Below are 26462 nucleotides of genomic sequence, written 5' to 3'. Positions count from 1 at the left end.
TTCGCAGGGCTGAAGCCCTGTATGCCTTAGATTCTACATGCAGAACCCGAAAATGCGTAAAGATTGGAAGGCTTGAGGGCATGGACGCGGTGGATAGGCAGCTCATCCAGGCACTTCGCGAGAACGGCCGGGCCTCGTACGCGGAGCTCGGCCGGCTCGTCGGCCTCTCCGGGCCCAGCGTCACGGACCGGATCAACCGCCTCGAAGCGGCCGGTGTGATCACCGGGTACCGCGCGACGGTCGACGCCGCCTCGCTCGGCCTCGGCGTCACCGCACTGGTCGGCATCTCCCTGTCGGACGCCGCCGACCACGAGGACGTCGCACGCCGGCTGCGCGACCTCGCCGAGATCGAGGACTGCTGGTTCATCGCCGGCGAGGACTCGTACATGCTCAAGGTGCGGGTGGGCGATGTGGACGGCCTGGAGCGCACCATCCGGCGGCTGTCCGGCACCAGGGGCGTCTCCCGTACGCGCACCACGATCGTGCTCTCCACCAAGTGGGAGAACCGCGTCGGCGAGCTGCCCGAAGAGGCCGAATAGGCCACCGGACGCCGGCCGGTCACACGGAAGCGGACGGGCGGACGGGACGGCACCAGGGGGCTCCGTCCGCCCCGATAACGGGGGAGTAGGCTCGGCAAAGCTCGTTTTACGCATCGAAACGGCTAGGGAAACGTCTAGAGATACGTCTAGAGATACGCCTGGCGACACGGCAGAGACTGGGAGGCGACCGGATGGCTGCGTCGATGGATGTGGGCCTCAAGCGCGAGCTGGAGGCGAAGGTCCACGCCGGGGAGCGGCTGACCCGCGAGGACGGTATCGCCCTCTACGAGTCCGACGACCTGGCATGGCTGGGCGGTCTCGCCCATGAGGTGCGTACGCGCAAGAACGGCGACGTCGTCCACTTCAACGTCAACCGTCACCTCAACATGACGAATGTCTGCACCGCGTCGTGCGCCTACTGCTCCTTCCAGCGCAAGCCGGGCGAGAAGGACGCGTACACGATGCGCATCGAGGAGGCCGTCCGCCTCGCCAAGGCGATGGAGAACGAGAACCTCACCGAGCTGCACATCGTCAACGGCCTGCACCCGACCCTGCCGTGGCGCTACTACCCGCGGTCGCTGCGCGAGCTGAAGAAGGCCCTGCCGGACGTCTCCCTGAAGGCCTTCACCGCCACCGAGATCCACCACTTCGAGACCATCTCGGGCCTGTCCGCCTCCGAGATCCTCGACGAGCTGATCGACGCCGGCCTGGAGTCGCTGACCGGCGGCGGCGCCGAGATCTTCGACTGGGAGGTCCGGCAGCACATCGTCGACCACGCCACCCACTGGGAGGACTGGTCGCGCATCCACCGCCTCGCCCACGAAAAGGGCCTCAAGACCCCCTCGACGATGCTCTACGGGCACATCGAGGAGCCCCGCCACCGCGTCGACCACGTGCTGCGGCTGCGTGAACTCCAGGACGAGACCGGCGGCTTCCAGGTCTTCATCCCGCTGCGCTACCAGCACGACTTCGTCGACATGAAGGACGGCAAGGTCCGCAACCGGCTCCAGGCGCGCACCACCATGGCGACCGGCGCCGAGGCCCTGAAGGTCTTCGCGGTCTCCCGCCTCCTCTTCGACAACGTCCCGCACGTCAAGTGCTTCTGGGTGATGCACGGTCTGCACACCACCCAGCTCGCCCTCCAGCACGGCGCGGACGACATGGACGGCTCGGTCGTCGAGTACAAGATCACGCACGATGCGGACAACTACGGCACGCCCAACAAGCTGACCCGTGACGACCTGCTGGAGCTGATCCGCGACGCCGGCTTCCGCCCCGTCGAGCGCAACACCCGCTACGAGGCCATCCGCGAGTACCCGGGCCCGGACCCGGAGCGCCGCGAATCCCCCCAGCCGATGCGCCTCTGACCTGATCAGCGGCGCTGTCAGTGGCGAGAGTTAGGGTCCGGGTCATGAACGTGCGTTTCGACCTGGACCCTTCCGTCACTCCCGAACTCCGCGATGACATCTGCGCGTTGTGGGCCGATGTCTCCAACGCCGGCGGCGCGGTCGGCTTTCTCCCGCCGGTGACGCGGGAAGACATACGCCCCGAGCTGCTCAAGCATCTGACGGCCATGGCCGAGGGCCGCGAGCGACTGCTGGTCGGCCGCGACGAGGACGGCCGGATCCTGGCGACGGCGTTCCTCACCTTCAACGGCCACCGCCTGATGAACCACTGGCTATGGGTCTACGCCGTCATGGTCCACCCTTCCCTCCAGGGTCAGGGCACCGGCCGCCGGCTGATGACCGCGGTCGCCGACGCCGCCCGCGGCTTCGACGGCATCACCGGCATCCGGCTCACCTGCCGGGGCGGCACCGGCATCAGCCGCTTCTACGAGGCCTGCGGCTACAAAGAGGTCGGCCGCGTCCCCGGCGCGATCAAGGTCGCCGACGACGATTTCCGCGACGACATCACCATGTGGCTGGAGCTGGGCTGACCGGCCGGGCCGCTGAGCTGCGCCGATGTGCTGCGCCGGAGTGCCGGGTCCGGGCCTGTGCCGGGGGCCGGGAAGATCGGCCCAGGCGCTGTGCTTGACTGGACGGCGACCCTTTAGGTTGCCGTTGAGAAGAAGGTCCCGTCCGTGAGTAGCCCAAAGTTCGCCACGATCCGCTACACCGCCCTTCGCATCGGCCTTTTCGTCGCCTGCTTCGCCGTGGTGTGGGTGCTGGCCTACTTCCGGATCATTCCGCTCGCCGTCGGCGCGGCCAACACCGTCTGGATGCTGCTGCTCGCCATCGTGATCTCCGCGCCGCTCAGCTTTGTGCTGCTGCGCAAGCAGCGGGACGCGATGTCCGAGCAGATCGTCGCCAAGGTCGACCGCCAGCGCGAGCGCCTCGCCGCCAACGCCAGCCAGGAAGACGGGCTGCTCTAAAGATTCAGACCTTTATGTAAGACGCCTCACAGCTGCCTCGCAGTCGCCGCATCTCACGACAGGCGCCCGTTCCGTGGACTTTGCTCCACGGCCGGGCGCCTGTCGTGTTGTTGACGGGGCGTTCCGCCGTGGTTCCGCTTGTCCACCCCCGGAGATCCCAAAGATTTTCTTTGGGTTCCTCAAAGTTCAAGTGTTAACGTACTTGTCATGAAGACCGCAGCCGCGCCCCCGTTCCCCATGAGCGTTCCGCTCGTGGCGCGCCTGCACGTCGATCTTTGCCGCTGTATGTCCGCGGCCTGTTGCCGCCGCTGACTGACCTCGTCCAGCGGCCGGAGATCCTGTCTGAAGCACGGACCTCCTGGCGCTCACTTACGCCGTTTTCCCGACGTCTTACCTGTTCCCGGAGTGTGTCCGTTGTCCACGTCTGCCGAGACCGCCGAGTCTTCACAGGCCCCCCAGACCCCCAAGTCCTCCCGCATACCCAAGGTCCCGTTCTGGGTTCAGATCCTGGCCGGCCTCGCCCTGGGCGTGCTGCTCGGCTGGATCGCCAAGAGCGGTGACCTCGGCTGGCTCACCTCCACGCTGGAGCACATCGGCGACCTCTTCGTCCAGCTGCTGAAGCTGGCCGTGGCCCCGCTGGTCTTCTTCGCGATCCTGGTGTCGATCACCAATCTGCGGCAGGTCAACAACGCCGCCCGGCTCGCCACCCGCACCCTGCTGTGGTTCATGGCCACCTCGCTGATCGCCGTAGCGATCGGCCTGGCGATCGGCCTGCTCACCCACCCCGGCGCGGGCACCGGCCTGACCCCCAAGGACGGCAAGCTCCCCGACCACGCGGGCTCCTGGATCGACTTCCTGACCGGCATCGTCCCCACCGACATCATCACGCCGTTCACCGAGCTCAACGTCCTGCAGATCGTCTTCATGGCGGCCGTCGCCGGTATCGCCGCCCTCCAGCTCGGCGAGAAGGCCGAGCCGGTCCTCAAGGTCAGCCGCTCGGTCCTCGAACTGCTCCAGAAGGCCCTGTGGTGGGTCATCCGCCTCGCCCCCATCGGCACCGTCGGCCTCATCGGCAACGCCATCGCGACGTACGGCTGGAACCTGATCGGCAAGTACGCGACCTTCACCGTCGACATCTACGTCGGCTGCGCGATCGTCCTCTTCGGCGTCTACCCGCTGCTGCTGTCGACCGTCGCCAAGGTCAACCCGCTCCAGTTCTTCCGCGGCGCCTGGCCCGCCATCCAGCTGGCCTTCGTCTCCCGCTCCTCGGTCGGCACCATGCCGGTCACCCAGAAGGTCACCGAGCGCCTCGGCGTGCCGCGTGAGTACGCCTCCTTCGCGGTGCCGTTCGGCTCGACGACCAAGATGGACGGCTGCGCCTCGATCTACCCGGCGATCGCCGCGATCTTCATCGCCCAGATCTTCGACGTCCACCTCGGCATCGGCGACTACATCCTGATCGCCTTCGTCTCCGTCATCGGCTCCGCCGCCACCGCCGGTCTGACCGGCGCGACGGTCATGCTGACGCTGACCCTCTCCACGCTGGGTCTCCCCCTGGAGGGCGTCGGCCTGCTGATGGCCATCGACCCGATCCTGGACATGATGCGTACGGCCACCAACGTCGCCGGCCAGGCGGTCATCCCGATCCTGGTCTCCGCCAAGGAGAAGATCCTGGACCGCGACGCCTACGCGAGCGCGACCAGCATCCGCATCGGCGACACCGAGGCCGGCACGCCGGCCACGCCGGAGGCCACCCCGGTCCCCGCCGCGGCCACCGCGAGCTGACCCGAAGCGACCGCACGACGGCGCCCCCGCAGCCTTGGAGTACTGGCTGTGGGGGCGCCGTCGTATGTGCGCCGGGGCGTGCGGCGGCCGTCCCCTCAGCCCGTCGCCGTCGCCCCCGTATGGGCCAGGATCGCCGTGGCGAGCGGCCCCTGTACGGCGGGCGGCAGCGCATGCCCCATCCCCGGGATCTCGACGACATACGCGCCGTTGACGCACTGCGCGAGGTGCTCGGGGTGCGGCGGCGGGAAGACCGGCTCGGCGGGCGCGGAGACCACGAGGGTGGGCACCTCGTTCTTGGCGAGCTGGTCGGTGCGCAGCATGCCGCTGTTGTCGGCGCGACCGTGCGCGGTGCCGGTGCGGTGGTGGCCGGTGTGCGCGATGACCCGCTGTTCGAGGGCGTGGAAGTGGTCGGCGTCGAAGGGGAGTTGGTCACCGGCGAGTACGCGCCAGTGTTCGATCCGGCGCTGCACCTCGGCCGCCTGGCCATGATCCTCGACCGGACGGGCCCACAGCTCCAGGACCTCGGGTGAGATGCCCGGGAGCGCCTCGACCGGGACCGTGCTGCCGTCGGGGGTGGTGTAGGGGGTGGTGCTGAGGGCGCTGGTGCCGATGAGAGTGGCGCTGAGCAGTCGGTCGGGGTGGTCGGCGAGCATCATCTGGGCCAGCATGCCGCCCAATGACATGCCGACGATATGCGCCCGCCCGATGCCCAGCCCGTCCAGGACCGCGATCACGTCATCGGCGAGATCCGCGATCCGGTACGGCCGCTCGTCGAACGGCCAGGTGGAGCGACCGGTGTCGCGGTGGTCGTAGCGGATGACCCGGTGGTGCGCGGCCAGCGCATCGACCAGCGGCTCCGGCCAGCCGACGCCGGTCGCCTGAGCGCCCATGATCAGCAGCAACGGGGGTGCGTCGGCCGCGCCGCGCTGCTCGGTCCACAGGCGGATGCCGGGGGCGGCGTCGATGAACTGCTCCATGGGGTGACCTCCGGAGGGGGTGCGGGCACAGGCTGCCGGTCCGTCAACGTAACGAGACGTATCGTCTCGCCATGGCGGGGATCGTGTCAAGAAAAGAGGGGTAGAAGGCGAAGATCGTAAACTTACTCGGCAGTAAAGGGGCGGGATGGAGGGACATTCAGGGTGGGAGCTGTGAAGAGCAAGCGGGTGCCGCGCGCCGTCCGGGAGCAGCAGATGCTGGACGCCGCGGTGCTGACGTTCGCGCGGCGTGGCTATCGGGCGGCCTCGATGGACGAGATCGCCGAGGTGGCCGGGGTCTCCAAGCCGCTGGTCTACCTCTACCTGAATTCGAAGGAGGACCTGTTCAGCGCGGTGATCCGGCGGGAGTCGGCGGCGCTGGTGGCGGCCTTGACGGCGGCGGTCGAACCCGGGGCGGCGGCCGACCGGCGACTGTGGAGCGGGCTGAAGGGCTTCTTCTCGCACACCGCGGAGCATCCGGACAGCTGGGCGGTGCTGCATCAGCAGGCGCGGACGCACGGGGAGCCGTTCGCGCGCGAAGTCGCCGCGATGCGGGCGGAGATCGCGGAGTTCGTGACGGATCTGATCGGCGCGGCGGCAAAGGAGGCGGGCTGCGCCGGTGAGCTGGCCGAACGGGAGGTGGCGGGGGTTGCGCACGCCCTGATCGGCGCGGCCGAGTCACTCGCCGAATGGGCCAACGCCCGTACGGACGAAGGTGCTTCGGGGGAGTGGGAGCACTCTTCGGCCAAGGACACGGCGGCCACGATGATGAACTTCGCCTGGGCGGGCCTCGGGCGGTTGATGGGCGGGGCGCGATGGACACCGGGCGGACTCGTCGATCGGGTGGGGCCACCCGGCGCTGTCGGGTGATGCGGCTCTGGCTAGGGGCATGAAACTGGATACGCCAGAAACCCGCCATGGAATGTTCTTGATCGTCTGACGCGGCCGTCTATGGGGCCGAGACTGTGACGGTCTGTTCGTCGTGTTCGCGCAGCATCCGCATGACGGTCGCGGGTGAGGGGTGCCGGCCCTTCTTTGCGCCCGTGGTGATGACGAGTCGCTTGGCGATGTCGCGGAGGCTCATCTCCTGGTCGCGCAGGTGGAGGGCCATGGGCATGGAGTCGTCGGTGACGCCGGCGCCGCCGATGGTCTTGCCGCGTTTGCGGGCGGATTCGTGGCCTTCGAGGGTGCGGTCGCGGATGTACTCGCGCTCCATACCTGGATGCCGCGACGGCGTCGCTCGCGGTGGATCTGGGCAAGGCGGCGCCGGTCGCGCCGGCGACCTCGTCCTGGACGGCGGCTCCCGAAACGTACGAGGTGGAGGCTTAGCCGGACGCCGCGCACTGGCGGCATCACGAACGGGGTGCGACGGCCATCACATCCGGCCCACCGTGTGCATTCGGACAGCCATCACTTGATGGTGGTGTCGCCGAGGGTCTCCAGCACTTGGCGGAGGCCCTCGGCGGTCTTGTCGACCAGGTCGCGGTCCACGTCGGCGAGCAGCTGTGCGTAGTTCGCCAGATGGTCGGCGAAGGCGGCCCGGGTGACCTCGTGTCCGTGTTCGGTGAGGCGGATCTTGATGGTGCGCCGGTCGTCGCCGTCACGTACTCGCTCGACCAGGCCCTTGGCCTCCATCTTGTCGATGCGGTTGGTGATCGCACCGGAGGTCACCATGGATGCCTTGAGGAAGGCCCCGGCGGTGAGGGTGTAGGGCGGCCCGGAGCGCTGCAGCGTGGTGAGCACGTCGAACTCGCCGTGCTCCACGCCGTGTGCGGCGGCCGCGGCCCTGGCGGACTTGTCGACCACCCGGGCCAGCCGCTGGATCCGCCCGAAGAGCTGCACCGGCCAGAGATCCTCCACCACGTCGGGGCGCTCCTTGGCCCACTGACCGATGATCGCGTCCACGGCATCGCTCATCACTGTCACTCCTCTCAATGGACATCTTCTCAACGTTAAGACACTTGACGTTGAGAGAGTCGAGCTGCTTTTATCTCAACGTTGAGATTATCAAGACTGAACGACAGGAGCACCCCCGATGTCCGAGCTCGCTCTCCACCCCACCGCCCAGGACCTCCTCTTCCGCCAGGCCCGCACCGCCAACACCTTCACCACCGAGCCAGTGACCGAGGACCAGGTCCAGGCGATCTACGACCTGGTCAAGTACGCCCCGACCGCCTACAACCAGTCGCCGCTGCGGGTGGTCCTGGTCCGCTCCGACGAGGCCCGCGAGCGGCTCGTGGACCTCATGGACGAGGGGAACCGGCGTAAGACTGCGGCCGCGCCGCTGATCGCGGTCCTCGCCGCCGACAACGAGTTCCACGAGGAGCTCCCCGCGCTGCTCCCGCACTTCCCACGGGCCAAGGACCTCTTCTTCGCCAACCGCCCGGTCCGCGAGGAGTCCGCGCTGCTCAACGCGACGCTCCAGGCGGCGTACTTCATCCTCGGCGTGCGCGCGGCGGGGCTGGCCGCGGGGCCGATGACCGGCTTCGACTTCCCGGGTGTGCAGAAGGAGTTCCTGGACGACGACCACACGCCTCTGATGGTCGTGAACATCGGCCGCCCCGGAGCGGACGCCTGGTTCCCGCGCTCGCCGCGGCTCGCCTACCACGAGGTCGTCACCACGGTCTGAGCCGCCTGAGCTGCGTGAGCTGCTTGGCCTGCCTGAACCGCCTTCCTGACTTCCCTGAGCCCTCCACGCCGACCCCCTCACCTTCCGGAGCCTGCCATGTCTCTGCTCACCCGCCCCCGCTACGCCGCGCAGGCACCGGCCCCCGCCACCGCGCCCGCCACGCCGGCTTCGCGCCACGTCCCGTCTGCATGGCTGGCGTTGCTGGCCACCCCGGTCGCCGCGAGCGCCAACAGCCCGGTCCTGATCCTGCCCGACATGGCTGGCTCGCTCGGCGTCCGTACGGCCACGGCGACCTGGCTCGTCACGGTCTTCGCCTGGGCCATGGCCGTCGGCACCCCGCTGATGGCGGGCCTGCTGCGCCGCCGCGGCCTGGGCAACACGCTCCGGCTGAGCGCGGCCCTGATCGTGGCCGGCACCGCGGTCGTCGCCGTGGCGCCCTGGCTGCCGCTGGCCATGGCAGGCCGGGCGGCCCAGGCGGTGGGCGGCGCGGGCCTGGTCACCGCGGCGATGAGCCTGGCGGGTTCGGTCCGCCGAATGGGCGTGATCACGGCGGGCTTCGGGACGCTGGGCGCGGTCGGACCGCTGCTCGGCTCGGCGATCGCGGGCACGGCCTCCTGGCGGGTGTCCCTCGCCGTTGGGGCGGTCGCCCTCCTGGCCCTGCCGGCGGTCATGCGCCGCGCCGACCTGTCCGCACCCAAGCAGACCACCCCCTTCGACGGCCGGGGCGCCGCCCTGCTGGTCCTGACGGCGACGGCCCTGGTACTCATCCCGCGCTACCCGCTCCCGGCGGTGGCCGCCTCGCTGCTGACGACCGTGCTACTGGCCCTGCACATCCGGTCCAACCCCACGGGCTTCGTCCCCGCAACGCTGCTGCGCACCCGGGCCTTCGCCCTCTCCGCCCTGCTCGCCTGCACCTTCGCGACCTCGTATTTCACGCTGCTCTTCACCATCCCGCAGCTGCTGCGCGACCGTACCGACTGGTCGACCTCCACGATCGGCACCGGCCAGCTGGTCGCTCTCCTCGCAGGCTCCGCGCTCTCCATGGTGCTGGCCGCGGCCTCGGCCCGGCTGGGCCGCCCGCGGGTCCTGACGATCCTGCTCACGGTCGGAGCGCTGGCCCCGCTCACCGCCGTGCTGACCCCCTGGGCGCCGCTGCTCCTGCTGGTCGCGACGCTGGCCGTCTTCACGACGAGCGCTGGCCAGGCCACGCTCGCCGTATACGCCACCCAGGCCGCGCCGACCACTCAGCGCCCCACAGCGATCGGCCTGTTCAACCTCTGCTACCAGCTGGGCGGTGCCTTCGGCCCAGCGATCGCAGCCCTGATCACGCTGGGCGGCTGACACGCCTCGCCCAGTCCTGTCCCACCCTCGCACTTAGGATCACGATCATGAACGAAAAAACGCCCACCATGCCCGCGACCACGACCCCGCTCGAGGCGATGCTGACCCGCCATGCAGACGCCGAGACCTGTGCCGACCCGAGCAGCGTGATGACCCTGCTGGCCGACTCGGACGGCACCGCAGGCGGCTGCACGAGCTACCGATCCACCTTCGCCAAGGGCGCGATAGGGGCGCCCGCCCACTTCCACACCCGGGCATCGGAACTCTTCTTCGTCATCAGCGGAGCCCTGCAGGTCCTGGTGGGCGAGGAAGTCACCGTCCTCAAGGCAGGCGACTTCCTCGCCGTACCGCCCCACACCCCGCACGCCTTCGCGGCCGCCCCGGGCTGCGAGGCGGATGTCCTGTTCGTCTTCACCCCCGGCATGGGCAGGTTCGACTACCTGCGCCTGCTCGGCCGGGTGATGCGCGGTGAGGCAGACCCGAAGGAGATCGCCGAGTCCTCGGAACGCTTCGACAACCACTACGTCGACAGCCCGGTCTGGCGCGCCGCCCTGGAGCGTTCCACGTGATCGACTCCACGACCCGGATCCGGGTGGCCCGGCCCTCACGGAACCTCGCAGCCGCCGAGCGCTTCTACGTAGACGGTCTCGGCCTGGACATCCTGTGGCGCTCCACTGAGCGAGTCACGGGTGAGCACGACCTCCTGATGGTCGGCCCGCCGGGCGCCGCCTGGCACTTCGAACTCACGCATGACCCCGAACAGCCGCTCGAACCCACCCCGACAGTGGACGACCTGTTCGTCGTCTACCTCGGCGCCCCGGTCGACCAAGCCCTGGTCGACCGCCTGGAGGTCAATGGGGGCACCAGGGTTCCCGCGCACAACCCCTACTGGGACAAGTACGGCGTGACCGTCGCCGACCCTGACGGGTACCTGCTCGTCCTGTGCTCACGCAACTGGAGCATCTGAACCCGCGGCTTCACAGCGGCACGGCGGACTCGCTCGCCTGGATCAGGACGCCTGGCTGTAGCCGTCCGGTGCGGGCGGGCTGTCGCCGCGGAGCGGGCTGAAGTCGACGTCCAGGTGCGGGTCGTACGCCTCGGGCTGGAGGCCGAGTTCATGGGTGGAGTACTCGCCGAAGCGGCGGATGTGCTTGGTCACTACGGCGAGACGTGGGCCAGGTCCTCGGGGTCGATGGCGCCCTCCTCTGCACAAGAAGCAGAACGTGCCGCCTGAGGAACTGGTTCACGACGGGCGCTTGCTGGCCGATCTCCAGCGCGCCGTCGATGACGCCAACGATCCGGTCTCCCGGGCCGAATCCATTCGTCATTTCGCGGTGATTCCGGCGGACTTCAGTGAGGAAACCGGGCATCTCACCCCATCTCTGAAGCTGCGCCGGTCCGCCGTGGCCCGAGATTTCGCCAAAGACATAGCCGCGCTTTACGAAAGGAAGTGACTCCGCTCTGGAGCCGGGGCCTTTACCGCGTCAAACTGGAACCCCGTGTCACCTCTGTGGGGGAGGTGGCACGGGGTCTGTCGTATCTCCGGCACTACGCCTCCGCCAGCTCGCACCACACGGTCTTGCCGTCGCCGCCCCGCAGCACGCCCCACCGCACGGAGACGGCATCCAGCAGCGCCAGGCCCCGCCCCGACTCGTCCTCACCGGTCGCCTCCAGCAGCACCGGCAGCGCACGGGGGTCCGGATCGCTGACCTCCACGCGAGTACGGCCACCGTCGGCGCCCCTGATGCGGACGGTCACGGGCGTGCCCTCCCCGAGGTGCCGGATCACATTCCCCAGTATTTCGGTGACGCAGAGCTGCACCTCGGCGCACGGCCCGCCCAGATGCTCGCGCACGGCGTGCCGGACCACGGGAACTTCTTTGGGCAGGGCCAACAGCTCAAGCGTGAGCGGGCGCTTCATTGCACGGCGGCCTTGCGCAGCGCCTCGGCCAGCCGGCGAGCGGTGGCGGTGTTGCAGTTGCCGAGGGCGACGAGGGGAATCGCGTAACTGCCGACGAGGCTCGGCAGATCGACACCGAGTGACGGCAACGTGATGCCGTGGGCCTTGAGTGCGGCGCGGAGCAACTCGGTGCAGTCGTGTACGTCGTCGTGGATGTGGTTGGGCATAAGTGGTACGCCTCCCTGTGCGCATTGTGACGAAGCCCTCACAGAGTGACGTCACGCGGCGTAGCGTGGAAGCGAATTGGACTCCACTGCGTGAAGCGCGAAACGGGTAACCATGGCTGCACCCAAGGACATTGACGGCTCGGCGAGCGTCCCCGCTTTCTACGGCAAGGAGTTGCGCTGGAAGCGGGAGGCTGCGGGGCTCACGCTCCAGGCTCTCGTGGAGGGCAGCTTCTACGGCGTGAGCTACCTGAGCGAGATCGAGCGCGGGAAGCGACGCATGCCGTCGGATCTGGCCCGTCATGTGGACCGTGTGCTGAAGACCGACGGGTTCTTTGAGCGGCGTTGCGACGACGTACGGAAGGCCAGGCGGGGCGCGCACGCTGAGTACTTCGCGCCGATCGCGGAGGCTGAGACACGGGCCCGGACCATCGAGCGGTGGAGTAATGCGCTCATCCCGGGCTTGCTGCAGACCGAAGCGTATGCGCGGGCGGTCGTCCACTCCACGCATCCGCTCGACCTCCCCGAGGAGGTCGATGCGAAGGTCCGGGCTCGGCTGCTGCGAGCCAAACTCTTCGACGCTCCGGGCAAGCTGGAGTACTGGGTCATCCTGGACGAGTCCTTGGTGCGCCCGAACCCACTCCTTCCGCCTTTGGCGATGGCCGAACAGCTGGACCAGATCGCCGCCTTGGTGCGGGGGCGTCGCGTCTTTCTGCAGATCCTGCCGCGGAATGCGCTGACCCGGCCCTTCATGGAACTGTCGCTCATGTTCATGGAGTTCGATGACGAGCCGCCGCTGATGTACACGGAGGGGCCGTACCACGGCCAGACCATTGACGATCCGGCCCTCGTGAAGCAGTACCGCAAGGCATACGATCGGCTCAGGGCCGCCGCACTGCCACCGGAGGCGTCCCTTGCCATCATCGAAGAAGCGGCTGAGGACTACCGAAATGGCCAGCAAGGACCTTGACTTGAGCGCTGCGCATTGGCGCAAGAGCAGCTACAGCAATGGTGACGGCGGCGAATGCCTTGAGGTCGCCGAAGGATTCCTCGGCGCCGCCAACTGGCGCAAGAGCAGCTACAGCAACGCCGAAGGCGCCGACTGCGTCGAGGTCGCCGACGACTTCCCGGGCCTCGTCCCCGTCCGGGACTCCAAGAACCCTGACGGGGCGGCGCTGCTCATCCCGGCCGGCGCCTGGGACCGCTTCATCACGGCCGTGAAGGCCGACTTGATCGGCTAGCTGATCAAATCTCCAGGTTCGGCGGTCCGTGAGCTGTCGAGGGGAACGGTCGCGTCAGCTGCGGAACTCTTCCCAGGGCCTTGCGGAACTGCCTGTGATCGACTTCCCGCTCCAGCCAGTCGTCGAGGGTCTGCCAGGCCGCCGCGTACCCCATGGACAGCTGGCGGATCGTCGGCGCATCCAGGCGTGCCACACCGTCCGCAGCGCGCTCCCGGAGAAGTTTTTGGCCCTGATCGCTGGTTGAGTAGGCGTGTGCCGTTGCGATATCGCGGTTCAAAGTCGCCAGAGCATTCTCGACCTTCGTGGGACCCGGCCGGGCGTTCGTGGAGGTGGTTTCGTCCAGCACCAACGGGGGCGGGAATCCTGGGGCAGAGCAAGACGCTGACCGGCAGTCGGCCTGGATATAGTGGATCAGACTCACCCGGTCCTGCCACCTGTATTTGTTCTCCTTGCCAGAGATCTGTCGTATGAACATCCAGATCTTGCTCTCGGTGCGAAGCCATTCTGCCGCGCGCTGAATATCAATGTCTGCCGTCTCGCTCCGTCGATTCCAGACCTGCTGCATCACTTTGGCGGTCTCTTCGAGGAGCCGGTAGTCGTACTCCCTTAGCTGTTCGTCGGGTTGACGGCCCGGAGGGTTCTCCTCGAACGTTTCAGCCCTCGGGTACGCAGTCCGCGCGAAATCATTGAAGAGTTCATTCCCGGGCGTCTTCTTATCTCGAAGCGGAGTCAGATCGGGGTCCTCCTCGACTAGCCATGCTCGCTCAACCATGGTGAAGTTCTTTCTGGTGGTCAGCACTGCCTTCTCAAGGTGTTCGACGGCGTGCCGGGCGAGATCTCGCTGGCGGTGCACATCATCCCAATCGGCTTGCACCGCAACGGCGTAGGCGCACGCCACGTTGTAGTTGGTGAGCCAGTCGCCGCGCGCCCTCCGGGTCGCGGACCGAAGCTTACGTTCGAGAAATTTGACGTTCAGTCCATTCCAGGCGATCTTGGATCTAGCGCCCCAGCCAGTTTGAGCGCGCCTTTCCCGCTCTCCTCGGCTCTCGTTGTACGCCCAGCTGGCCCAGGCCAGGCGCAATGGTGCCCAGGCCTTACGGTTGACCCGAAAGGCTCCGAGGGTAACCGGAGGTCGAGGGCCGCGCACGCTTTGGTAGTACGCAGCGGGCCAGATCATCCGAGCCCAACTCCACAGCAAAACAGGCCAGTAGAGCCAGACGCTGGCCCATTTGTTATCCCGGGCAAGAAGTTTCGTCTCCTGCCAGGAAGCAAGTTGAAAGACCAGGCGAATCTTTTCTCGGTCCGCTCTATTCGTCAACATTTTCCACAGTGAATCCTTGCAGGTTTGCTCGTTCTGTCCAGTTCCGGTCAAGCGTGGGACGGTGGGCCAGTACCGCTCCACAAGGAGCGGTGTCAGGTTCTTACCCGTATGTTCGCCATTGGTTCCCTTGCCATTGCACCACTGATCTGCCGTCACCTCGGCGGTGCCAAGGATGATCGAATTGCGGTACCGGAGGCCCAGCAATTCACGGAAGCGGCGCGGATGCCAGAAATATCGGAGTCGGTGACGCCCTAGCCATAGACGTTCTCGATAACTGCCTGCATACTGCCCGTCGAGCGCGAGCGCCCTTTGGCAGGTGTCGAGCGCATCGATGTGCAGCCCCAACTTCTCCTGTGTCTCCGCCAGTTCGGCCCGTAGGTAGGGGTTCTTGGGGTCGAGCCTTACCGTGGTGAAGTACTTTTCCAGTGCCTCAAGATGCCGCCCGGCGCGGCTCAGCTCGTTCGCCTCCTGGTACGCCTCATACAACTCGGGATTGAGCTCTCGCCCCCACCACCGGCGCCAGGGCGGCATCCTGCCCGCTCGGGTGACGGGCAACAGCGTGCTGATGACCCAGCTGCTGGCTTTGCGAATGACGTCGTTCCAATCGCTTCCCCAAATGGTTGTCGCGCGCGAGCCGCCGAACAGGAACGCGGTAACGGTGACTGTCATTCCGAACTGATCCGGCGCCATCTTGCGGAACTGGAGGACCCCTCCGACCCGGTAGGCCAGCTTTGGACGTAGTCGGCTGAGCAGTCTTGGTAGCGCGGTTCCCAGCTTTTTGGGATCGATCTCGACATCGCCGAGCAGTTCCAAGAACGTTTCGGGCGGGGCCTGGGCGGGCAGCGTCGTCGGCGGATACATGCTGCTGTCGGACAGCCGCTGGCGCAGCTTGGCCGTCAGGTCGACGTCGGACGGTTTGGGGGTGCTTGCCGGCGTGGCGTCCTCCAATTGCTGTACGTCCACCGCTCCCGGCTTGTAAGCCAGCCAGGCTCGCGTTGCCCTCCACAGCAAATACACGAGCAGCATCAGGACCAGGAAGATCGCCAGCCGTGCGCCTGTAGAGGTCCCTTTCGTGTCCGCTGACCACCACAACACACCAATCAAGCCGAGAAGGCCCATGCCGCTCCATACCCACCAGGCCACAAACCGGGGAGCCGGCAGCGGCGCCGTCAGGCTGCGTTCGTTTTCTTCTCGGCCGTTGAACATGGGGGACTTCGGGGCGTGCGGTGGTGCGACAGCGAGTACGGCCGGGGACCGTACTCTGCTCGTGCCTCACCTTCCACGCTACGCATGAAGGCCGTTGTAGACAGGGCAACCAACTGCCGCACCCATCACCGCGGTGGGCTCATCGCGGCGGCAGCGCCACCGCCGTCTGCATATCGCAGGAGTTGCACCAGAACGCCCAGCCGTTGGCGTCGACGGACCTCGACCCGCATGCAAGACACGGGTCGCCCACGAAATTCGCCGTGACCCACGCACCGGCCGTCGCCGCCCGTCGCCCCGCGGCCGAACACTCCTCGGCATAGCAGGGGATGCACAGGCCGCCCTGCCGCCCGGGCAGCTTCATCGACCGTATTCCGCAGGTCGAGCACGGCAGCTTGCCGACGTACTGCGCGTCCAGGCCGACCGGCTTGCCGTTCCTACTAAAGGCCGCCACGTCTGCCTCCCCTATGCCAGGACGGTTCCGGTGCCGCCGCATCCGGAGCACTGTGTGGTGACCTTGTCGCCGGTCTGCGTCTCCCAGTCCACGGTTCCTCTGCCACCGCAGTCGGGGCAGGGCTTCTGCGGGGGCATGTTCTCGCTCATCTTGCCCACCGTAGGCCGCGTCATGTTCCGATGTGACCACTTTCCGTGATCAGTTCGATACGCGCGATCCGCACACCTGCTCTATGCGCCTGCTCGGTGCCCGATCCTTGCTGGCTGCCGCGGGGTGAGTACTTGTCCGCACCTGGCTGAGTACATTTCCTGATGGCACTCCGCGCCCTGGAGGGTTGACTACCACCATGACCCATGCGCCTGCTCGGCCGCCGCAGCCCGTCCCGTACGACCACGTGTCACGGCCTGTCGGCGCGGACCACGTTGCGACCGCCGCCGTGCCCCGGAGTCCGGCCGGTCACCCGTCGGCGCAGAAGGCCCGTGACCGTAAGTGGTGGTGTCCGCCGCTGATCGCGCTTTCCGTTATCGCGAGCCTCTATCTGCCCGCCTTCTTCCTCTTGGGCTTCGCGACCATGGCTACGGACTCCTGTGGCCCCGACAGCTGCCCGGACAGCGTCATGGTCCCCCTGAAGAGCGCGCCCTACCTCTACCTGACCGGTGTCGGCTTGGCCCTGCTCTCCTGCGTTTTCCCATGGAATCTGCGCTGGCGCACACCGCGTATCGCCCTGGCCATCGCCGGTGCTGCGGTCTCGGCCTCGGTTGTGCCCTTGCTGCTCACGGTCTTCTTCTGAGTCGCCGGCCTGTCCTCGCTTCCGCAACTGGCGCGATTTCGTAAGCCGGAAGCGAGCGACCGCCACGGCAGCCCGGCGGCCGGATGCGTCATTGGGCGTCGCCATTGGCCGTCATCGGGCGTGGTCCGATTGCCTGGGCCCGTAAGCCCCCGCGGTGAACTGCCGGGCGGGCAATTCGGTGCCGAGTTACGCGTTACGCGCTGCGTAATGCGCCGGACGGTAAAAGTTCATGTAGTGGCCATTTATATCGTCGGTAAATCAGGCCGCAATCAAAAGGCAGGAGCCCCGCTCGCCACCGAAGTGGCGGAGCGAGGCTCCTTGGGTACTGCTTGGGGCGACCTGGAATTATTCCGGGCCGGGCAACTTAGACCGGCGTAACGTTCTCCGCCTGCGGACCCTTCGGGCCCTGCGTGACGTCGAAGTTCACCTGCTGGTTCTCCTCCAGGGAGCGGAAACCAGAGGCGTTGATCGCCGAGTAGTGGACGAAGACATCCGGGCCGCCGCCGTCCTGGGCGATGAAGCCGAAGCCCTTTTCAGCGTTGAACCACTTGACGGTTCCGGTAGCCATAAGCCCTCCTTGGGCCAAAGGGTTGCCCTGCTCCAGAACCTGCAAAGAAGTCTGAAACTACAAGAGCCTGCGGGGTCACATGCTCCGCAGGCTCTGTACTGCAAGGGAAACCAAACTGCAACTTGCGCTGAGCGTAGCATGGTGCGCTCGTGAGGCGGAAGAGCCAAAGATCACGTTTAACGGACCGCACTGACGTCCATACGCCGCCCCGCCGCGCTACCCCATGGGAGACGGGTCTAGCCTCCGCATGTGGACAATTCAACCTTCGGAGACGCACCCGCAGGAGCCGACGCCGATCAACGTCGCATCCGGCCGCGAGTGGGCCACATCCAGTTCCTGAACTGCCTGCCCCTTTACTGGGGCCTCGCCCGTACGGGCACCCTGCTCGATCTGGACCTCAGCAAGGACACGCCGGAGAAGCTCAGCGAGCAGCTGGTCCGCGGGGATCTCGACATCGCGCCGGTCACGCTCGTCGAATTCCTGCGCGCCGCCGACGATCTTGTCGCCTTCCCCGACCTCGCGGTCGGCTGCGACGGGCCGGTGATGTCCTGCGTGATCGTCTCGCAGAAGCCGCTGGACAAGCTGGACGGCGCCCGGGTGGCCCTGGGCTCGACCTCGCGTACCTCCGTACGGCTGGCGCAGCTGCTGCTCGCCGAGAAGATCGGGGTGCAGCCCGAGTACTACACCTGTCCGCCGGACCTCGGCCTGATGATGCAGGAGGCGGACGCGGCGGTGCTGATCGGTGACGCCGCGCTGCGCGCCAATCTGCACGACGGGCCGCGGCTCGGCCTGGAGGTGCACGACCTCGGCCAGATGTGGAAGGACTGGACGGGGCTGCCGTTCGTCTTCGCCGTATGGGCGACCCGGCGCGACTACCTGGAGCGCGAGCCGGCCGTGGTGCAGAAGGTGCATGAGGCGTTTCTCGCCTCGCGTGATCTGTCGCTGGAGGAGGTCGGCAAGGTCGCCGAGCAGGCGGCGCGCTGGGAGACCTTCGACGAGCCGGTGCTGGAGCGCTACTTCACCACGCTGGACTTCCGCTTCGGGGCGGAGCAGCTGCGGGGCGTCACGGAATTCGCGCGGCGGGTCGGGCCGACGACCGGATTCCCGGCGGATGTGAAGGTGGCTCTGTTGGGGTGACGGTGGACCTGCTGGGCGCCGGCACCCGTTAGCGGCTTCCGCGGCCCGGTCACGGAAACGGCGGCCACTACGGCGGCGTCAAAGCGGCGGCCACTACGACGGCGTCGGGCCGCGCAGTACCTTGCTGATCGCCTCCAGGCTCGCGTCCCGCATACCGCGGACATAGCCCTTGGCGTTGTGGCCGCCGTCCTGGATGACGTGCAGTTCGGCCTTGACCGGGCCCTTGGCGCAGGTGCGTAGGAAGCGCTCCAGGTTGGCCCGGCCGCGTTCCTTCGTGCCTATCTGGAACTGCAGGTGCACGTCCGGGGCGCCGGGGCGGGCCGCGAGGCGGGCGGCCAGCCGCTCGGGGTCGTTCGCCCGCATCTCCTTCTCGTGGCCGCGCCACAACGGGGAGTCCGGGCGGGTGTCGGGGCCGCTGGCGATCACCGCCTTGAAGCGGTCCGGATGCTGGAGCACCTGCTTGAGGCCGGCGAAGCCGCCGGACGAGGAGCCCATGAAGGCCCAGCCGTCGCGGCTGGTGAACGTCCGGAAGTTGGCCTTGACCAGGTCGGGGACGTCGTCGGACAGCCAGGTGCCCATCTTCGGCTGTCCCGGTATGTCACTGCCGTCGTAGTAGTGGGCCTTGTCGGGGTTGAGCACCGGCATGACGAGGAGGAAGGGCTTGCTGCGGCCGAGTGCGGTGAGGTCAGCGAGGGTGCGCTGCAGTTTGAGGTCGGGGCGCGTCCAGTAGTTCACGGGGTAGCCGCGGCCTCCGGGCAGCGCGATCAGCACCGGGAACGCGCTGTTGCGGTACCGCTCCTCGTAGTACTCCTCGGGCGCCCACACCCACACCTTGCCGGTGAACCCGGACTTCTTCCCCTTGAGCGTGGTCACGCCGATCTTGGTGCCGTCGCCGAGCGTGTCGGCCGTGCGGAAATCCGCCTGCGGGCCGGTCGGCATCCGTACGGACGGGTCGGCGGAGAGGGCTGTGTGCCTCCCGGCACCGCCGTCGGGGGCCGGCTCGTTGAACGACATGGGCTCGCCGATGCCGGAGCCCACCTGTCCGTATTTCAGGACGGGGTAGGCGAGCAGCGCCAGGGTTGTGAAGAGCGCTCCGGTGATCAGCGTCCGCCTTGTCGGCCTACGGCGTCCGGCGCGGGGCTCCTGGCGTGCGCCGGACAGAGGGTCGGCGAGGGGCCGGGCGGGGCGCGGGGGTGCTTCCTGGGGAGGGTGGGGCACGGACGCTTCTCCGGACGGTGACGCTGCCGCGAAGGCAGGGCTGCCGCGAGGGCAGGATGGTCGAGTTGCGCACTGTTTGAGGGCAAAAGCGGGGTGGAGGGTTCAACGGGGCGGGCATGACGTGCGTCATAAGCTGGGTGCGCCGTATCGAGGGGGAGGCGCCATGGAGCCGCTGGCAGCGGACGATCCACGGGTTCTGGGCGGATACCGGCTGCTGGGGCGGCTCGGCGCGGGCGGGATGGGCCGGGTCTACCTCGGGCGCAGTGCGGGCGGGCGGACCGTCGCGGTGAAGGTCGTCCATGCGCACTTCGCCGTCGACGACCAGTTCCGGGCCCGTTTCCGGCGTGAGATCGAGTCCGCGCGGCGGGTGGGCGGGGCCTGGACCGCGCCGGTGCTGGACGCCGACCCGGACGCCACCGTCCCCTGGATCGCCACCGGCTATGTCGCCGGCCCCTCGCTCGCTCAGGCCGTCGCCGAAGTCGGGCCGCTGGCCGAGCACTCCGTACGGGCGCTGGGCGCGGGGCTGGCCGAGGCGCTGGCCGCGGTGCACGGTCTCGGGCTGGTGCACCGGGACGTGAAGCCGTCCAATGTGCTGCTGACGCTCGACGGGCCGCTGCTGATCGACTTCGGGATCGCGCGGGCCACGGAGGGCACCGCGTCGCTCACCTCGACCGGCGTCTCCGTCGGGTCGCCCGGCTATATGGCGCCCGAACAGATCCTGGGCAAGGGGGCGGCGGGCGCCGCCGATGTCTTCTCGCTCGGCGCGGTGCTGGCCTTCGCGGCGACCGGCGCCGGCCCGTTCTCGGGCGACTCCTCGGCCGCCCTGCTCTACAAGGTCGTCCATGAGGAGCCGGAGCTGGGCTCCCAACTCACGGGTGAGCTACGGGAGTTGGTGGCCGGCTGCCTCGTCAAGGACCCTGCGGACCGCCCCGCACCCAAGACGCTGGCGGCCCGCCTCGCGGGTGCGGGGAGCGGTGGCGCGGCGGGGCTGGTGCGGGCCGGGTGGCTGCCCGCCGCGCTGGTCGAGCGGGTCAGCCGGCAGGCGGTGGAGCTGCTGAACCTTGATGCGGGGCTTGACGAGGGGGCCGAAGCGGGGCGCGATGCGGGGGAGCGGGCGGACGCGGGGGCCGGGGCAGGGACAAAAGCGGGCGCGGGAGGCTGGGGCCCGGCTCCGGGCGGTGGCTCGGCGGGCGCGGGCCCGGTAGGCGCGGGCCCGGTGGGCGCAGCCGGTGCGGGAGTGTCGCCCGGTGGGGCGTTCGGGCCGCCGGATCCCTCGTACGGGGCGGTGTCCGGGCTGGTGCCGTTCGATGCGCAGGCGCAGGTTCCGGGCGCCTCCGGGGCCACCGGCATCCCTGCCCGGCCGCCCGGCCCTCCGCCGCAGTCCACGTCCTGGCCGGTCGCCGGCGGCCCGTCGGTCTTCCCGGCAACCGGGCCCGCGCACCCGCCGACCGCCCCCGGTATCGCCGACCTGCCGACCGGGGCCGCGTCGCCCACGGCCGGGGAGCGGCGGATCGCGCTGTCCGGCGCGGTCGGTGGCAAGGACCGGCCGCGGCGGGTGAGCTGCACGCTGGTGTTGTCGGTGGCCGGTGCGCTGGCCGCCGCGACGACCGCGGCGTTCGTCTTCCAGCTGATGCCGGGGGTGGGCGGCAACGCCGACAGCGGTGCGCAGGCCGGCGCCAAGCCGCCGTCCAAGTCGGCCGGGCCGTCCGACCCGGGCGACGGCAGTGCGGGCGGGCCCACCGTGGCCAAGGCCTTCCTCGGCACCTGGACCGGCAGCATCACCACCTCGCACGGAATCCCCAACGGCACGTTGACCAGCGTCATCAAGGCCGGCGGCAAGGGCGATTACGTCATCCACACCACCTACGACGCGGTGCTGGTGCGCTGCGAGGCCAAGGCCAAGCTGGAGTCGGCCACCGACACCAAGCTGGTGCTCATGGAGCGCTCGGACGGCAAACAGGGCCCCGGCTGCACGGGCAACACGTCCCGGGTGACGTACACGCTCGGCAAGGGCGGCACGATCGAGTTCACCTCGGACGACGAGGCGGGCGGGACGCCCAAGGCGACGCTGACGAAGCGGTGAAGGCGGCGCCGGGAGGCGGTTGAGGCGGCATCGGCGGACCGGTACGCGGGGCGGTAACGGGAGCGGCTGAATCGCGTCGGCCGGTGGCCCGGCCGCCAGCGAGGCTGTCGGACCCCTGACGTACGCTGGTTCAGTCGTGATGCCCGCCTGCGAAAGGGACGCCCCGGTGACCGAGAACGCCGACCTCCAGTCCGTACTCGACCGTGCCGCCCAGGGCGGTCGCATCACGCCGGAGGAAGCGCTCGACCTGTACCGCTCCGCGCCGCTGCATGCGCTGGGCAAGGCCGCCGACGCCGTGCGCCGCCGCCGCTACGCCGGTACCGAGCACATCGCGACGTACATCATCGAGCGCAACATCAACTACACCAATGTGTGCGTGACGGCCTGCAAGTTCTGCGCCTTCTACGCCGCGCCCAAGGACACCGCCAAGGGCTGGACCCGCGACCTCGACGACATCCTGCGCCGCTGCGCGGAGACCGTCGAACTGGGCGGCACCCAGATCATGTTCCAGGGCGGCCACCACCCGGACTACGGCGTCGAGTACTACGAGAAGCACTTCTCGGCCATCAAGAAGGCGTTCCCGCAGCTGGTCATCCACTCCCTCGGCGCCTCCGAGGTCGAGCACATGGCCCGGATCTCCAAGGTGTCCGTCGAAGAGGCCATCTCGCGTATCCACGCCGCGGGGCTCGACTCCTTCGCGGGCGCCGGTGCCGAGCTGCTGCCGGCGCGGCCGCGCAAGGCGATCGCGCCGCTGAAGGAGTCCGGCGAGCGCTGGCTGGAGATCATGGAGGCGGCCCACAAGCTGGGCGTGGAGTCGACGTCCACGATGCTGATGGGCACCGGCGAGACCAACGCCGAGCGGATCGAGCATCTGCGGATGATCCGCGACGTCCAGGACCGTACGGGCGGCTTCCGCGCCTTCATCCCGTACACCTACCAGCCGGAGAACAACCACCTGAAGGGCCAGACGCAGGCCACCCTCTTCGAGTACCTGCGCATGATCGCCATCGCCCGGATCTTCCTCGACAACATCGCGCACATCCAGGGCTCGTGGCTGACCACCGGCAAGGAGGTCGGCCAGCTGTCGCTGCACTACGGCGCGGACGACCTCGGCTCGATCATGCTGGAGGAGAACGTGGTCTCCTCGGCCGGTGCCAAGCACCGCTCCAACCGCATGGAGATCATCGACCTGATCCGCAAGGCGGGCCGGGTCCCGGCGCAGCGCGCGACGACGTACGAGCACCTGCTCGTGCACGACGACCCGGCCAACGACCCGGTCGACGACAAGGTCGTCTCGCATTTGTCCTCGACGGCGATCGAGGGCGGCACGGCGCATCCGGAGCTGAAGCTCGTCGAGGCCAAGTAGGCGACGGGTGCTGACCCTCCACCGTGTGCGCGGTGTCCAGCTGGTCCACGACGGCCGGCTGGATCCCGGGCATGCGGTCGTCGTCGACGGCGCCCGCCTCGCCGCCATCGGCCCGTACGAGGAGCTGTGGGCGGCCTACGGGGGGAAGGCGCGCGTCCGGGAGTGGGACGGCGTACTGACCCCCGGCCGCCAGGAAACCGAGGGCGCCGCGCTGTTGGAAGCCGCCTACCACCCCGACCCGCGCGAGGCCGATGAGCTCGGCAGCGAGCCGGTCACGGGCGAGGCGCTCGCCGCCCTGGAGATGACCGAGACCCGTTGGGGCGCCAGTGCCCGCCGTGGTCTCCAGCGCCTCCTGGCCACCGGGACGACGGCGCTGACCGGGCCGTTCACCCGGCCCGCGGTCCGTACGGCCGTCCAGCGGTCCGGCCTCGTGGAGCTGCCCGGCGGCGGCCCGCGCGCACTGACCGTCGGGGGCGCGGCCCACTTCGCCGTCTTCGCCGACGACGGCAGCTGTCTGGCCACCGTCCTCGCCGGCCGCCTGGTCCACCGCCGCCGCTGAGCTCGCCCGCCGCGGCCCCGGGCCGCCGCGCCAGGGCCCGTAGGCCGCCGGCCCAGGGGCCCGTCCAGCCGCCGCGCCAGGGCCCGTCCGAGGGGGGCATACGGCCGTCCCCGACCGACCTTTTGCCACTTGTGCCGCCGGGCCGTGCCCGGTGCGGGCGGCCGGGGCCACACGGTGGACAATGGCCGGGTGACCCGAGCATCCCTGGACAAGCAGCCGCACGAAGTCGCCGCGATGTTCGACGACGTGGCGGCGCGGTACGACCTCACCAACGACGTGCTCTCCCTGGGGCAGGCGCGGCTGTGGCGCAAGGAGGTGGAGCGCGCGGTGGCCGCCCGGCCCGCCGAGCGGGTGCTCGACCTCGCGGCCGGCACCGGCACCTCCTCGCTGCCGTTCGCCAGGTCCGGTGCGTACGTCGTGCCGTGCGACTTCTCCGTCGGCATGCTCCAGGAGGGCAAGAAGCGGCACCCGTGGCTGCCGTTCGCGGCCGGTGACGGCACCCGGCTGCCGTTCGCGGACGAGGTGTTCGACGCCGTCACCATCTCCTTCGGGCTGCGCAACATCCAGGACACGGACGCCGCGCTGGCGGAGCTCTACCGGGTCACCAAGCCCGGCGGCCGGGTGGTGATCTGCGAGTTCAGCGAGCCGACCTGGGCGCCGTTCCGGACCGTCTACACCGAGTACCTGATGCGCGCACTGCCGCCGGTCGCCCGTGCGGTCAGCAGCAACCCGGACGCGTACGTCTATCTCGCCGAGTCCATCCGCACCTGGCCCAACCAGCCCGAGCTCGCCGCCCGCCTCCAGGGCGTGGGCTGGACGAAGGTGGCCTGGCGCAATCTGACGGGTGGCGTCGTGGCGCTGCACCGGGGGACCAGGCCGGCCGGCTGAGAAGCGCTGGACGAGTAAGCCCGAAGTCCCGTCGTCTCCCCACAGGCGGGACTTCGGACCCACAGGTCCCGGCACGGCCCTGCCGTCACGGCTTCAGCTTGTCGGCCTCCCGGACCTCGTGGAGGTGGATGAGGACGTCGAAGCCCTTGGCGAGCGCGACGTCGCGCGGCTCCGTGGGGAACTGCGTGCCGACGTTGAGCGTGGGCCGGGCGGTGTTCAGCCAGTCGCGCGCGGGGGCCGGGGCGTTGCGGACGTCGAGGTAGAAGTTCTGGTGGCGGACCTGGTCGAGGGTGTGCTCGTTGCTGCCGGCCTTGGCGGCGTCCACGGTGAACTTCTTCCAGTCGCCGCCGAGGGCGGTGTCCTTCGACAGGAAGGAGCCCTGGTTGAAGGTGAAGCCGATGGGGAGGTAGTTCTTGCCCATCGTGTCGCGCAGGAACGACCCCTGCGTCTTCGGGTACAGCTCGGGGGTGCTGGCGGCGTAGGCGACGTGGTTGTTGTGCGCGGACAGCAGGATCTTCTGTCCGGTGTGCTGCTGCCACCAGGTGACGTTCTGGGCCATCACCTCGTCGCGGTAGCGCTGCAAGGTGCGCAACGAGTCCGAGTCGTCGGGGTTGATGGTGAGGAACTTGGCGGTCTGGGCGATGGTGCGGGCGTGCTGCTCGGCCCATGCGAACGCCTCGCCGGAGCCCTTTTGGCTGCTGACCAGTTCCAGGGCCTGCTGTGCCTTGGTGGCGAGCTGCTGCCGTTCCGCGAGCGGCTTGCGCAGGTAGGCGAAGGCGTCGTCGATCGGGCGCAGGCCGGTGTAGAGCTCGTTGAGCTTCGGCAGTGCCTGCGGGTGGTTCTGCTGCACATAGCCGGTCACCCGGCCGAAGAACGCGTCGTTCACCGAGGGGGCGCCGATGTCGTCGCCCATGAAGTGGACGGTGCGGTCGGGGTGGCGGCTGTTGTAGTCGCGCATCCACTCGATGAGGCTGACGAACTCCTCGCGTTCCCAGGGGGAGTCGGTCAGCGTCTCCTTGGCGATCTTGCGGGCGTCGCCCTTGCCGGTCTGGAGGTAGTCGTCGATCTGGAGCCCGGCGGACCAGCTCAGTTCGAGGGCGAAGGTGGTGAAGCCCTTCTTTTCGACGAGGTGGCGGAAGACCCGCTCCTTCATGGCGAAGAACTCGTGGGAGCCGTGGGTGGCCTCGCCGAGGCCGACCACCTTGGCGTCGCCGATCATCGAGTCCAGGGCTCTCAGGTCGGCCGTGTTCTTCCCGGGCTCGGTCGAGCGCAGCGGGTGGGCCGCTTGCTCCAGTGCGCGGACCGGGTTCTGCTTCCCGTCGGCCGGGGCGGCTGTGGCCGCCTGGACCGCCACAGGAGTGAGGACCGCTCCTGTCGCGGCCACCGCCGTGACCAGCAGTCCCCGCCGGCTGATGCGCTTCCGGTGCCTAGCCATGCTCTTTACCCCTTAACTTGCATATTGCGACGTGAGAGAAGCATCGCCAGCGATGCCCCTGTCGCGCGCTGGGGGCAACTACCGAACTCTTCCGGGGGGTTACCCCCCCCGCTCGGGCAGGGCGGCCGGGACTTGGACTCGCTTGGGTAACGTCCCTTCACGGGGCGTCAACTACCGGGAACCATGCGTGCGACAGCGATGTCTGTACGTTCGTTCGCCCGCGGCAGCCGCGCGTGCTGCCCCTCGATTCTCCCGGAGTCCGTCTTGTCGTCGTTCTGCCCGGACTGTGGTTCTGCCTCGCCGCCGGAGGCGCGCTTCTGCATGGGCTGTGGCCGGGAGCGGCGGGCCGCCGCGCCTCCCGCTCCGGACGGACCGCCGCCCCCGGTGCCGGCGCAGCCTCCGGTCCCGGCCGCGCCGCCCACCCCGCCGCCTCCGCC

At 68.8% G+C, this 26462-nt stretch carries 30 protein-coding genes and 2 pseudogenes; 20 read left to right on the top strand and 12 right to left on the bottom strand.

Annotation, left to right across the window (positions count from 1 at the left end; genetic code table 11):
• Positions 1 to 80 precede the first annotated feature (80 nt).
• From DY245_RS21725 to DY245_RS21705, 5 genes are all read left to right on the top strand, one after another.
• Entirely contained in the window at positions 81 to 539 is a 459-nt protein-coding gene (locus DY245_RS21725) for an Lrp/AsnC family transcriptional regulator (RefSeq protein WP_128508911.1), read from the top strand.
• A 203-nt stretch (positions 540 to 742) separates the two neighbouring features.
• Complete coding sequence (mqnE, locus tag DY245_RS21720; protein ID WP_128508933.1) at positions 743 to 1906, top strand: aminofutalosine synthase MqnE; 1164 nt, start codon at positions 743 to 745, stop codon at positions 1904 to 1906.
• A gap of 44 nt (positions 1907 to 1950) precedes the next feature.
• The gene (locus tag DY245_RS21715) at positions 1951 to 2475 is read left to right on the top strand and encodes a GNAT family N-acetyltransferase (RefSeq protein WP_128508910.1); all 525 of its coding nucleotides are present in this window, start codon (positions 1951 to 1953) and stop codon (positions 2473 to 2475) included.
• A 144-nt stretch (positions 2476 to 2619) separates the two neighbouring features.
• Positions 2620 to 2910: a DUF4229 domain-containing protein gene (locus DY245_RS21710; RefSeq protein WP_128508909.1), complete on the top strand. Its 291-nt coding sequence runs from the start codon at positions 2620 to 2622 to the stop codon at positions 2908 to 2910.
• A gap of 414 nt (positions 2911 to 3324) precedes the next feature.
• Positions 3325 to 4695: a dicarboxylate/amino acid:cation symporter gene (locus DY245_RS21705; protein ID WP_128508908.1), complete on the top strand. Its 1371-nt coding sequence runs from the start codon at positions 3325 to 3327 to the stop codon at positions 4693 to 4695.
• A gap of 95 nt (positions 4696 to 4790) precedes the next feature.
• Here DY245_RS21705 and DY245_RS21700 read toward each other — a convergent pair whose 3' ends face one another.
• A complete protein-coding gene (locus tag DY245_RS21700) occupies positions 4791 to 5672 on the bottom strand; it encodes an alpha/beta fold hydrolase (RefSeq protein WP_128508907.1) in 882 nt (293 codons plus the stop codon).
• A gap of 162 nt (positions 5673 to 5834) precedes the next feature.
• On the opposite strand from DY245_RS21700, the gene DY245_RS21695 reads away from it, so the two are divergent.
• Complete coding sequence (locus DY245_RS21695) at positions 5835 to 6539, top strand: TetR/AcrR family transcriptional regulator (protein ID WP_244943183.1); 705 nt, start codon at positions 5835 to 5837, stop codon at positions 6537 to 6539.
• Between the two features lie 79 nt (positions 6540 to 6618).
• On the opposite strand, the gene DY245_RS21690 is transcribed toward DY245_RS21695, so the two are convergent.
• Together DY245_RS21690 and DY245_RS21685 are read right to left on the bottom strand one after the other, a co-directional pair.
• Positions 6619 to 6885, bottom strand: coding sequence for a hypothetical protein (locus tag DY245_RS21690; RefSeq protein ID WP_128508906.1), 267 nt, complete (start codon positions 6883 to 6885; stop codon positions 6619 to 6621).
• A gap of 194 nt (positions 6886 to 7079) precedes the next feature.
• Entirely contained in the window at positions 7080 to 7586 is a 507-nt protein-coding gene (locus DY245_RS21685) for a MarR family winged helix-turn-helix transcriptional regulator (RefSeq protein ID WP_128508905.1), read from the bottom strand.
• A gap of 118 nt (positions 7587 to 7704) precedes the next feature.
• Between DY245_RS21685 and DY245_RS21680 the strand changes: the two genes are divergently transcribed.
• The 4 genes from DY245_RS21680 to DY245_RS21665 all read left to right on the top strand — a co-directional run bounded on the left by DY245_RS21680 (position 7705) and on the right by DY245_RS21665 (position 10606).
• On the top strand, positions 7705 to 8298 hold the full coding sequence (locus DY245_RS21680; protein ID WP_128508904.1) for a malonic semialdehyde reductase: 594 nt from the start codon (positions 7705 to 7707) through the stop codon (positions 8296 to 8298).
• A gap of 96 nt (positions 8299 to 8394) precedes the next feature.
• Entirely contained in the window at positions 8395 to 9639 is a 1245-nt protein-coding gene (locus DY245_RS21675; protein ID WP_128508903.1) for an MFS transporter, read from the top strand.
• Between the two features lie 47 nt (positions 9640 to 9686).
• Positions 9687 to 10208 (top strand): cupin domain-containing protein, encoded by a 522-nt coding sequence (locus tag DY245_RS21670; protein WP_128508902.1) that lies wholly within the window; start codon positions 9687 to 9689, stop codon positions 10206 to 10208.
• Positions 10205 to 10606: a VOC family protein gene (locus DY245_RS21665; protein WP_128508901.1), complete on the top strand. Its 402-nt coding sequence runs from the start codon at positions 10205 to 10207 to the stop codon at positions 10604 to 10606. Before DY245_RS21670 ends, DY245_RS21665 begins: the two co-directional genes overlap by 4 nt.
• Positions 10607 to 10648: 42 nt before the next feature.
• Here the strand turns inward: DY245_RS21665 and DY245_RS44540 are convergent, their stop codons facing one another.
• Positions 10649 to 10798 (bottom strand): hypothetical protein, encoded by a 150-nt coding sequence (locus DY245_RS44540; protein WP_181923801.1) that lies wholly within the window; start codon positions 10796 to 10798, stop codon positions 10649 to 10651.
• 46 nt (positions 10799 to 10844) lie between these two features.
• Between DY245_RS44540 and DY245_RS21660 the strand changes: the two are divergent.
• Positions 10845 to 11093, top strand: a pseudogene (locus tag DY245_RS21660) (long-chain fatty acid--CoA ligase); the annotation flags it as partial.
• Between the two features lie 94 nt (positions 11094 to 11187).
• Here DY245_RS21660 and DY245_RS21655 read toward each other — a convergent pair.
• Complete coding sequence (locus tag DY245_RS21655; RefSeq protein WP_342354207.1) at positions 11188 to 11508, bottom strand: ATP-binding protein; 321 nt, start codon at positions 11506 to 11508, stop codon at positions 11188 to 11190.
• A 47-nt stretch (positions 11509 to 11555) separates the two neighbouring features.
• A complete protein-coding gene (locus DY245_RS21650; protein WP_128508899.1) occupies positions 11556 to 11765 on the bottom strand; it encodes a hypothetical protein in 210 nt (69 codons plus the stop codon).
• Positions 11766 to 11877: 112 nt separating this feature from the next.
• Between DY245_RS21650 and DY245_RS21645 the strand changes: the two genes are divergently transcribed.
• Together DY245_RS21645 and DY245_RS21640 are read left to right on the top strand one after the other, a co-directional pair.
• On the top strand, positions 11878 to 12732 hold the full coding sequence (locus tag DY245_RS21645) for a helix-turn-helix domain-containing protein (protein ID WP_128508898.1): 855 nt from the start codon (positions 11878 to 11880) through the stop codon (positions 12730 to 12732).
• Positions 12713 to 13003 carry a DUF397 domain-containing protein gene (locus tag DY245_RS21640; RefSeq protein ID WP_128508897.1) on the top strand — a complete coding sequence of 97 codons (291 nt, stop codon included), beginning with the start codon at positions 12713 to 12715 and terminating at the stop codon, positions 13001 to 13003. The genes DY245_RS21645 and DY245_RS21640 overlap by 20 nt, the downstream gene beginning before the upstream one ends.
• A 4-nt stretch (positions 13004 to 13007) precedes the next feature.
• Here DY245_RS21640 and DY245_RS21635 read toward each other — a convergent pair whose 3' ends face one another.
• The 3 genes from DY245_RS21635 to DY245_RS44535 all read right to left on the bottom strand — a co-directional run bounded on the left by DY245_RS21635 (position 13008) and on the right by DY245_RS44535 (position 16130).
• Positions 13008 to 15530, bottom strand: a complete 2523-nt coding sequence (locus tag DY245_RS21635; RefSeq protein ID WP_128508896.1) for a tetratricopeptide repeat protein — start codon at positions 15528 to 15530, stop codon at positions 13008 to 13010.
• 139 nt (positions 15531 to 15669) lie between these two features.
• Positions 15670 to 15981 carry a hypothetical protein gene (locus tag DY245_RS21630; RefSeq protein ID WP_128508895.1) on the bottom strand — a complete coding sequence of 104 codons (312 nt, stop codon included), beginning with the start codon at positions 15979 to 15981 and terminating at the stop codon, positions 15670 to 15672.
• A gap of 11 nt (positions 15982 to 15992) precedes the next feature.
• Complete coding sequence (locus DY245_RS44535; protein ID WP_181923803.1) at positions 15993 to 16130, bottom strand: hypothetical protein; 138 nt, start codon at positions 16128 to 16130, stop codon at positions 15993 to 15995.
• Positions 16131 to 16417: 287 nt separating this feature from the next.
• Here DY245_RS44535 and DY245_RS21625 point away from each other — a divergent pair, with 287 nt between their 5' ends.
• Entirely contained in the window at positions 16418 to 16771 is a 354-nt protein-coding gene (locus DY245_RS21625) for a hypothetical protein (RefSeq protein WP_128508894.1), read from the top strand.
• Between the two features lie 364 nt (positions 16772 to 17135).
• On the opposite strand, the gene DY245_RS21620 is transcribed toward DY245_RS21625, so the two are convergent.
• Positions 17136 to 17339, bottom strand: coding sequence for a cold-shock protein (locus tag DY245_RS21620; protein ID WP_003984261.1), 204 nt, complete (start codon positions 17337 to 17339; stop codon positions 17136 to 17138).
• A gap of 249 nt (positions 17340 to 17588) precedes the next feature.
• Here DY245_RS21620 and DY245_RS21615 point away from each other — a divergent pair, with 249 nt between their 5' ends.
• Entirely contained in the window at positions 17589 to 18476 is an 888-nt protein-coding gene (locus DY245_RS21615) for a menaquinone biosynthetic enzyme MqnA/MqnD family protein (protein ID WP_128508893.1), read from the top strand.
• A 93-nt stretch (positions 18477 to 18569) separates the two neighbouring features.
• Here the strand turns inward: DY245_RS21615 and DY245_RS21610 are convergent, their stop codons facing one another.
• A complete protein-coding gene (locus tag DY245_RS21610) occupies positions 18570 to 19694 on the bottom strand; it encodes an alpha/beta hydrolase (RefSeq protein ID WP_425329425.1) in 1125 nt (374 codons plus the stop codon).
• Between the two features lie 163 nt (positions 19695 to 19857).
• On the opposite strand from DY245_RS21610, the gene DY245_RS21605 reads away from it, so the two are divergent.
• The 4 genes from DY245_RS21605 (at position 19858) to DY245_RS21590 (ending at position 24590) form a co-directional block, all read left to right on the top strand.
• Complete coding sequence (locus tag DY245_RS21605) at positions 19858 to 21777, top strand: serine/threonine-protein kinase (protein WP_128508892.1); 1920 nt, start codon at positions 19858 to 19860, stop codon at positions 21775 to 21777.
• A 166-nt stretch (positions 21778 to 21943) separates the two neighbouring features.
• On the top strand, positions 21944 to 23143 hold the full coding sequence (gene mqnC / locus DY245_RS21600) for a cyclic dehypoxanthinyl futalosine synthase (protein ID WP_128508891.1): 1200 nt from the start codon (positions 21944 to 21946) through the stop codon (positions 23141 to 23143).
• 7 nt (positions 23144 to 23150) lie between these two features.
• Complete coding sequence (locus DY245_RS21595; protein WP_128508890.1) at positions 23151 to 23702, top strand: hypothetical protein; 552 nt, start codon at positions 23151 to 23153, stop codon at positions 23700 to 23702.
• A gap of 189 nt (positions 23703 to 23891) precedes the next feature.
• A complete protein-coding gene (locus DY245_RS21590; RefSeq protein ID WP_128508889.1) occupies positions 23892 to 24590 on the top strand; it encodes a demethylmenaquinone methyltransferase in 699 nt (232 codons plus the stop codon).
• A gap of 85 nt (positions 24591 to 24675) precedes the next feature.
• Here DY245_RS21590 and DY245_RS21585 read toward each other — a convergent pair whose 3' ends face one another.
• The gene (locus DY245_RS21585; protein WP_128508888.1) at positions 24676 to 26025 is read right to left on the bottom strand and encodes an erythromycin esterase family protein; all 1350 of its coding nucleotides are present in this window, start codon (positions 26023 to 26025) and stop codon (positions 24676 to 24678) included.
• 233 nt (positions 26026 to 26258) lie between these two features.
• Between DY245_RS21585 and DY245_RS45315 the strand changes: the two are divergent.
• Positions 26259 to 26462, top strand: a pseudogene (locus DY245_RS45315) (hypothetical protein); the annotation flags it as partial.

The sequence above is a fragment of the Streptomyces inhibens genome, assembly GCF_003389455.1.
GTDB classification, from domain to species: Bacteria; Actinomycetota; Actinomycetes; order Streptomycetales; family Streptomycetaceae; genus Streptomyces; species Streptomyces inhibens.
This window is presented reverse-complemented; position numbering and strand designations above follow the sequence as displayed.

Bases quoted from the DNA above. Each gene is read 5' to 3' on its own strand.
- DY245_RS21725 (WP_128508911.1), top strand. From the start codon at position 81: ATGGACGCGGTGGATAGGCAGCTCATCCAGGCACTTCGCGAGAACGGC.
- mqnE (WP_128508933.1), top strand. From the start codon at position 743: ATGGATGTGGGCCTCAAGCGCGAGCTGGAGGCGAAGGTCCACGCCGGG.
- DY245_RS21715 (WP_128508910.1), top strand. From the start codon at position 1,951: ATGAACGTGCGTTTCGACCTGGACCCTTCCGTCACTCCCGAACTCCGC.
- DY245_RS21700 (WP_128508907.1), bottom strand. From the start codon at position 5,672: ATGGAGCAGTTCATCGACGCCGCCCCCGGCATCCGCCTGTGGACCGAG.
- DY245_RS21690 (WP_128508906.1), bottom strand. From the start codon at position 6,885: ATGGAGCGCGAGTACATCCGCGACCGCACCCTCGAAGGCCACGAATCC.
- DY245_RS21685 (WP_128508905.1), bottom strand. From the start codon at position 7,586: ATGAGCGATGCCGTGGACGCGATCATCGGTCAGTGGGCCAAGGAGCGC.
- DY245_RS21680 (WP_128508904.1), top strand. From the start codon at position 7,705: ATGTCCGAGCTCGCTCTCCACCCCACCGCCCAGGACCTCCTCTTCCGC.
- DY245_RS21675 (WP_128508903.1), top strand. From the start codon at position 8,395: ATGTCTCTGCTCACCCGCCCCCGCTACGCCGCGCAGGCACCGGCCCCC.
- DY245_RS21670 (WP_128508902.1), top strand. From the start codon at position 9,687: ATGAACGAAAAAACGCCCACCATGCCCGCGACCACGACCCCGCTCGAG.
- DY245_RS21650 (WP_128508899.1), bottom strand. From the start codon at position 11,765: ATGCCCAACCACATCCACGACGACGTACACGACTGCACCGAGTTGCTC.
- DY245_RS21645 (WP_128508898.1), top strand. From the start codon at position 11,878: ATGGCTGCACCCAAGGACATTGACGGCTCGGCGAGCGTCCCCGCTTTC.
- DY245_RS21640 (WP_128508897.1), top strand. From the start codon at position 12,713: ATGGCCAGCAAGGACCTTGACTTGAGCGCTGCGCATTGGCGCAAGAGC.
- DY245_RS21635 (WP_128508896.1), bottom strand. From the start codon at position 15,530: ATGTTCAACGGCCGAGAAGAAAACGAACGCAGCCTGACGGCGCCGCTG.
- DY245_RS44535 (WP_181923803.1), bottom strand. From the start codon at position 16,130: ATGAGCGAGAACATGCCCCCGCAGAAGCCCTGCCCCGACTGCGGTGGC.
- DY245_RS21620 (WP_003984261.1), bottom strand. From the start codon at position 17,339: ATGGCTACCGGAACCGTCAAGTGGTTCAACGCTGAAAAGGGCTTCGGC.
- DY245_RS21605 (WP_128508892.1), top strand. From the start codon at position 19,858: ATGGAGCCGCTGGCAGCGGACGATCCACGGGTTCTGGGCGGATACCGG.
- DY245_RS21585 (WP_128508888.1), bottom strand. From the start codon at position 26,025: ATGGCTAGGCACCGGAAGCGCATCAGCCGGCGGGGACTGCTGGTCACG.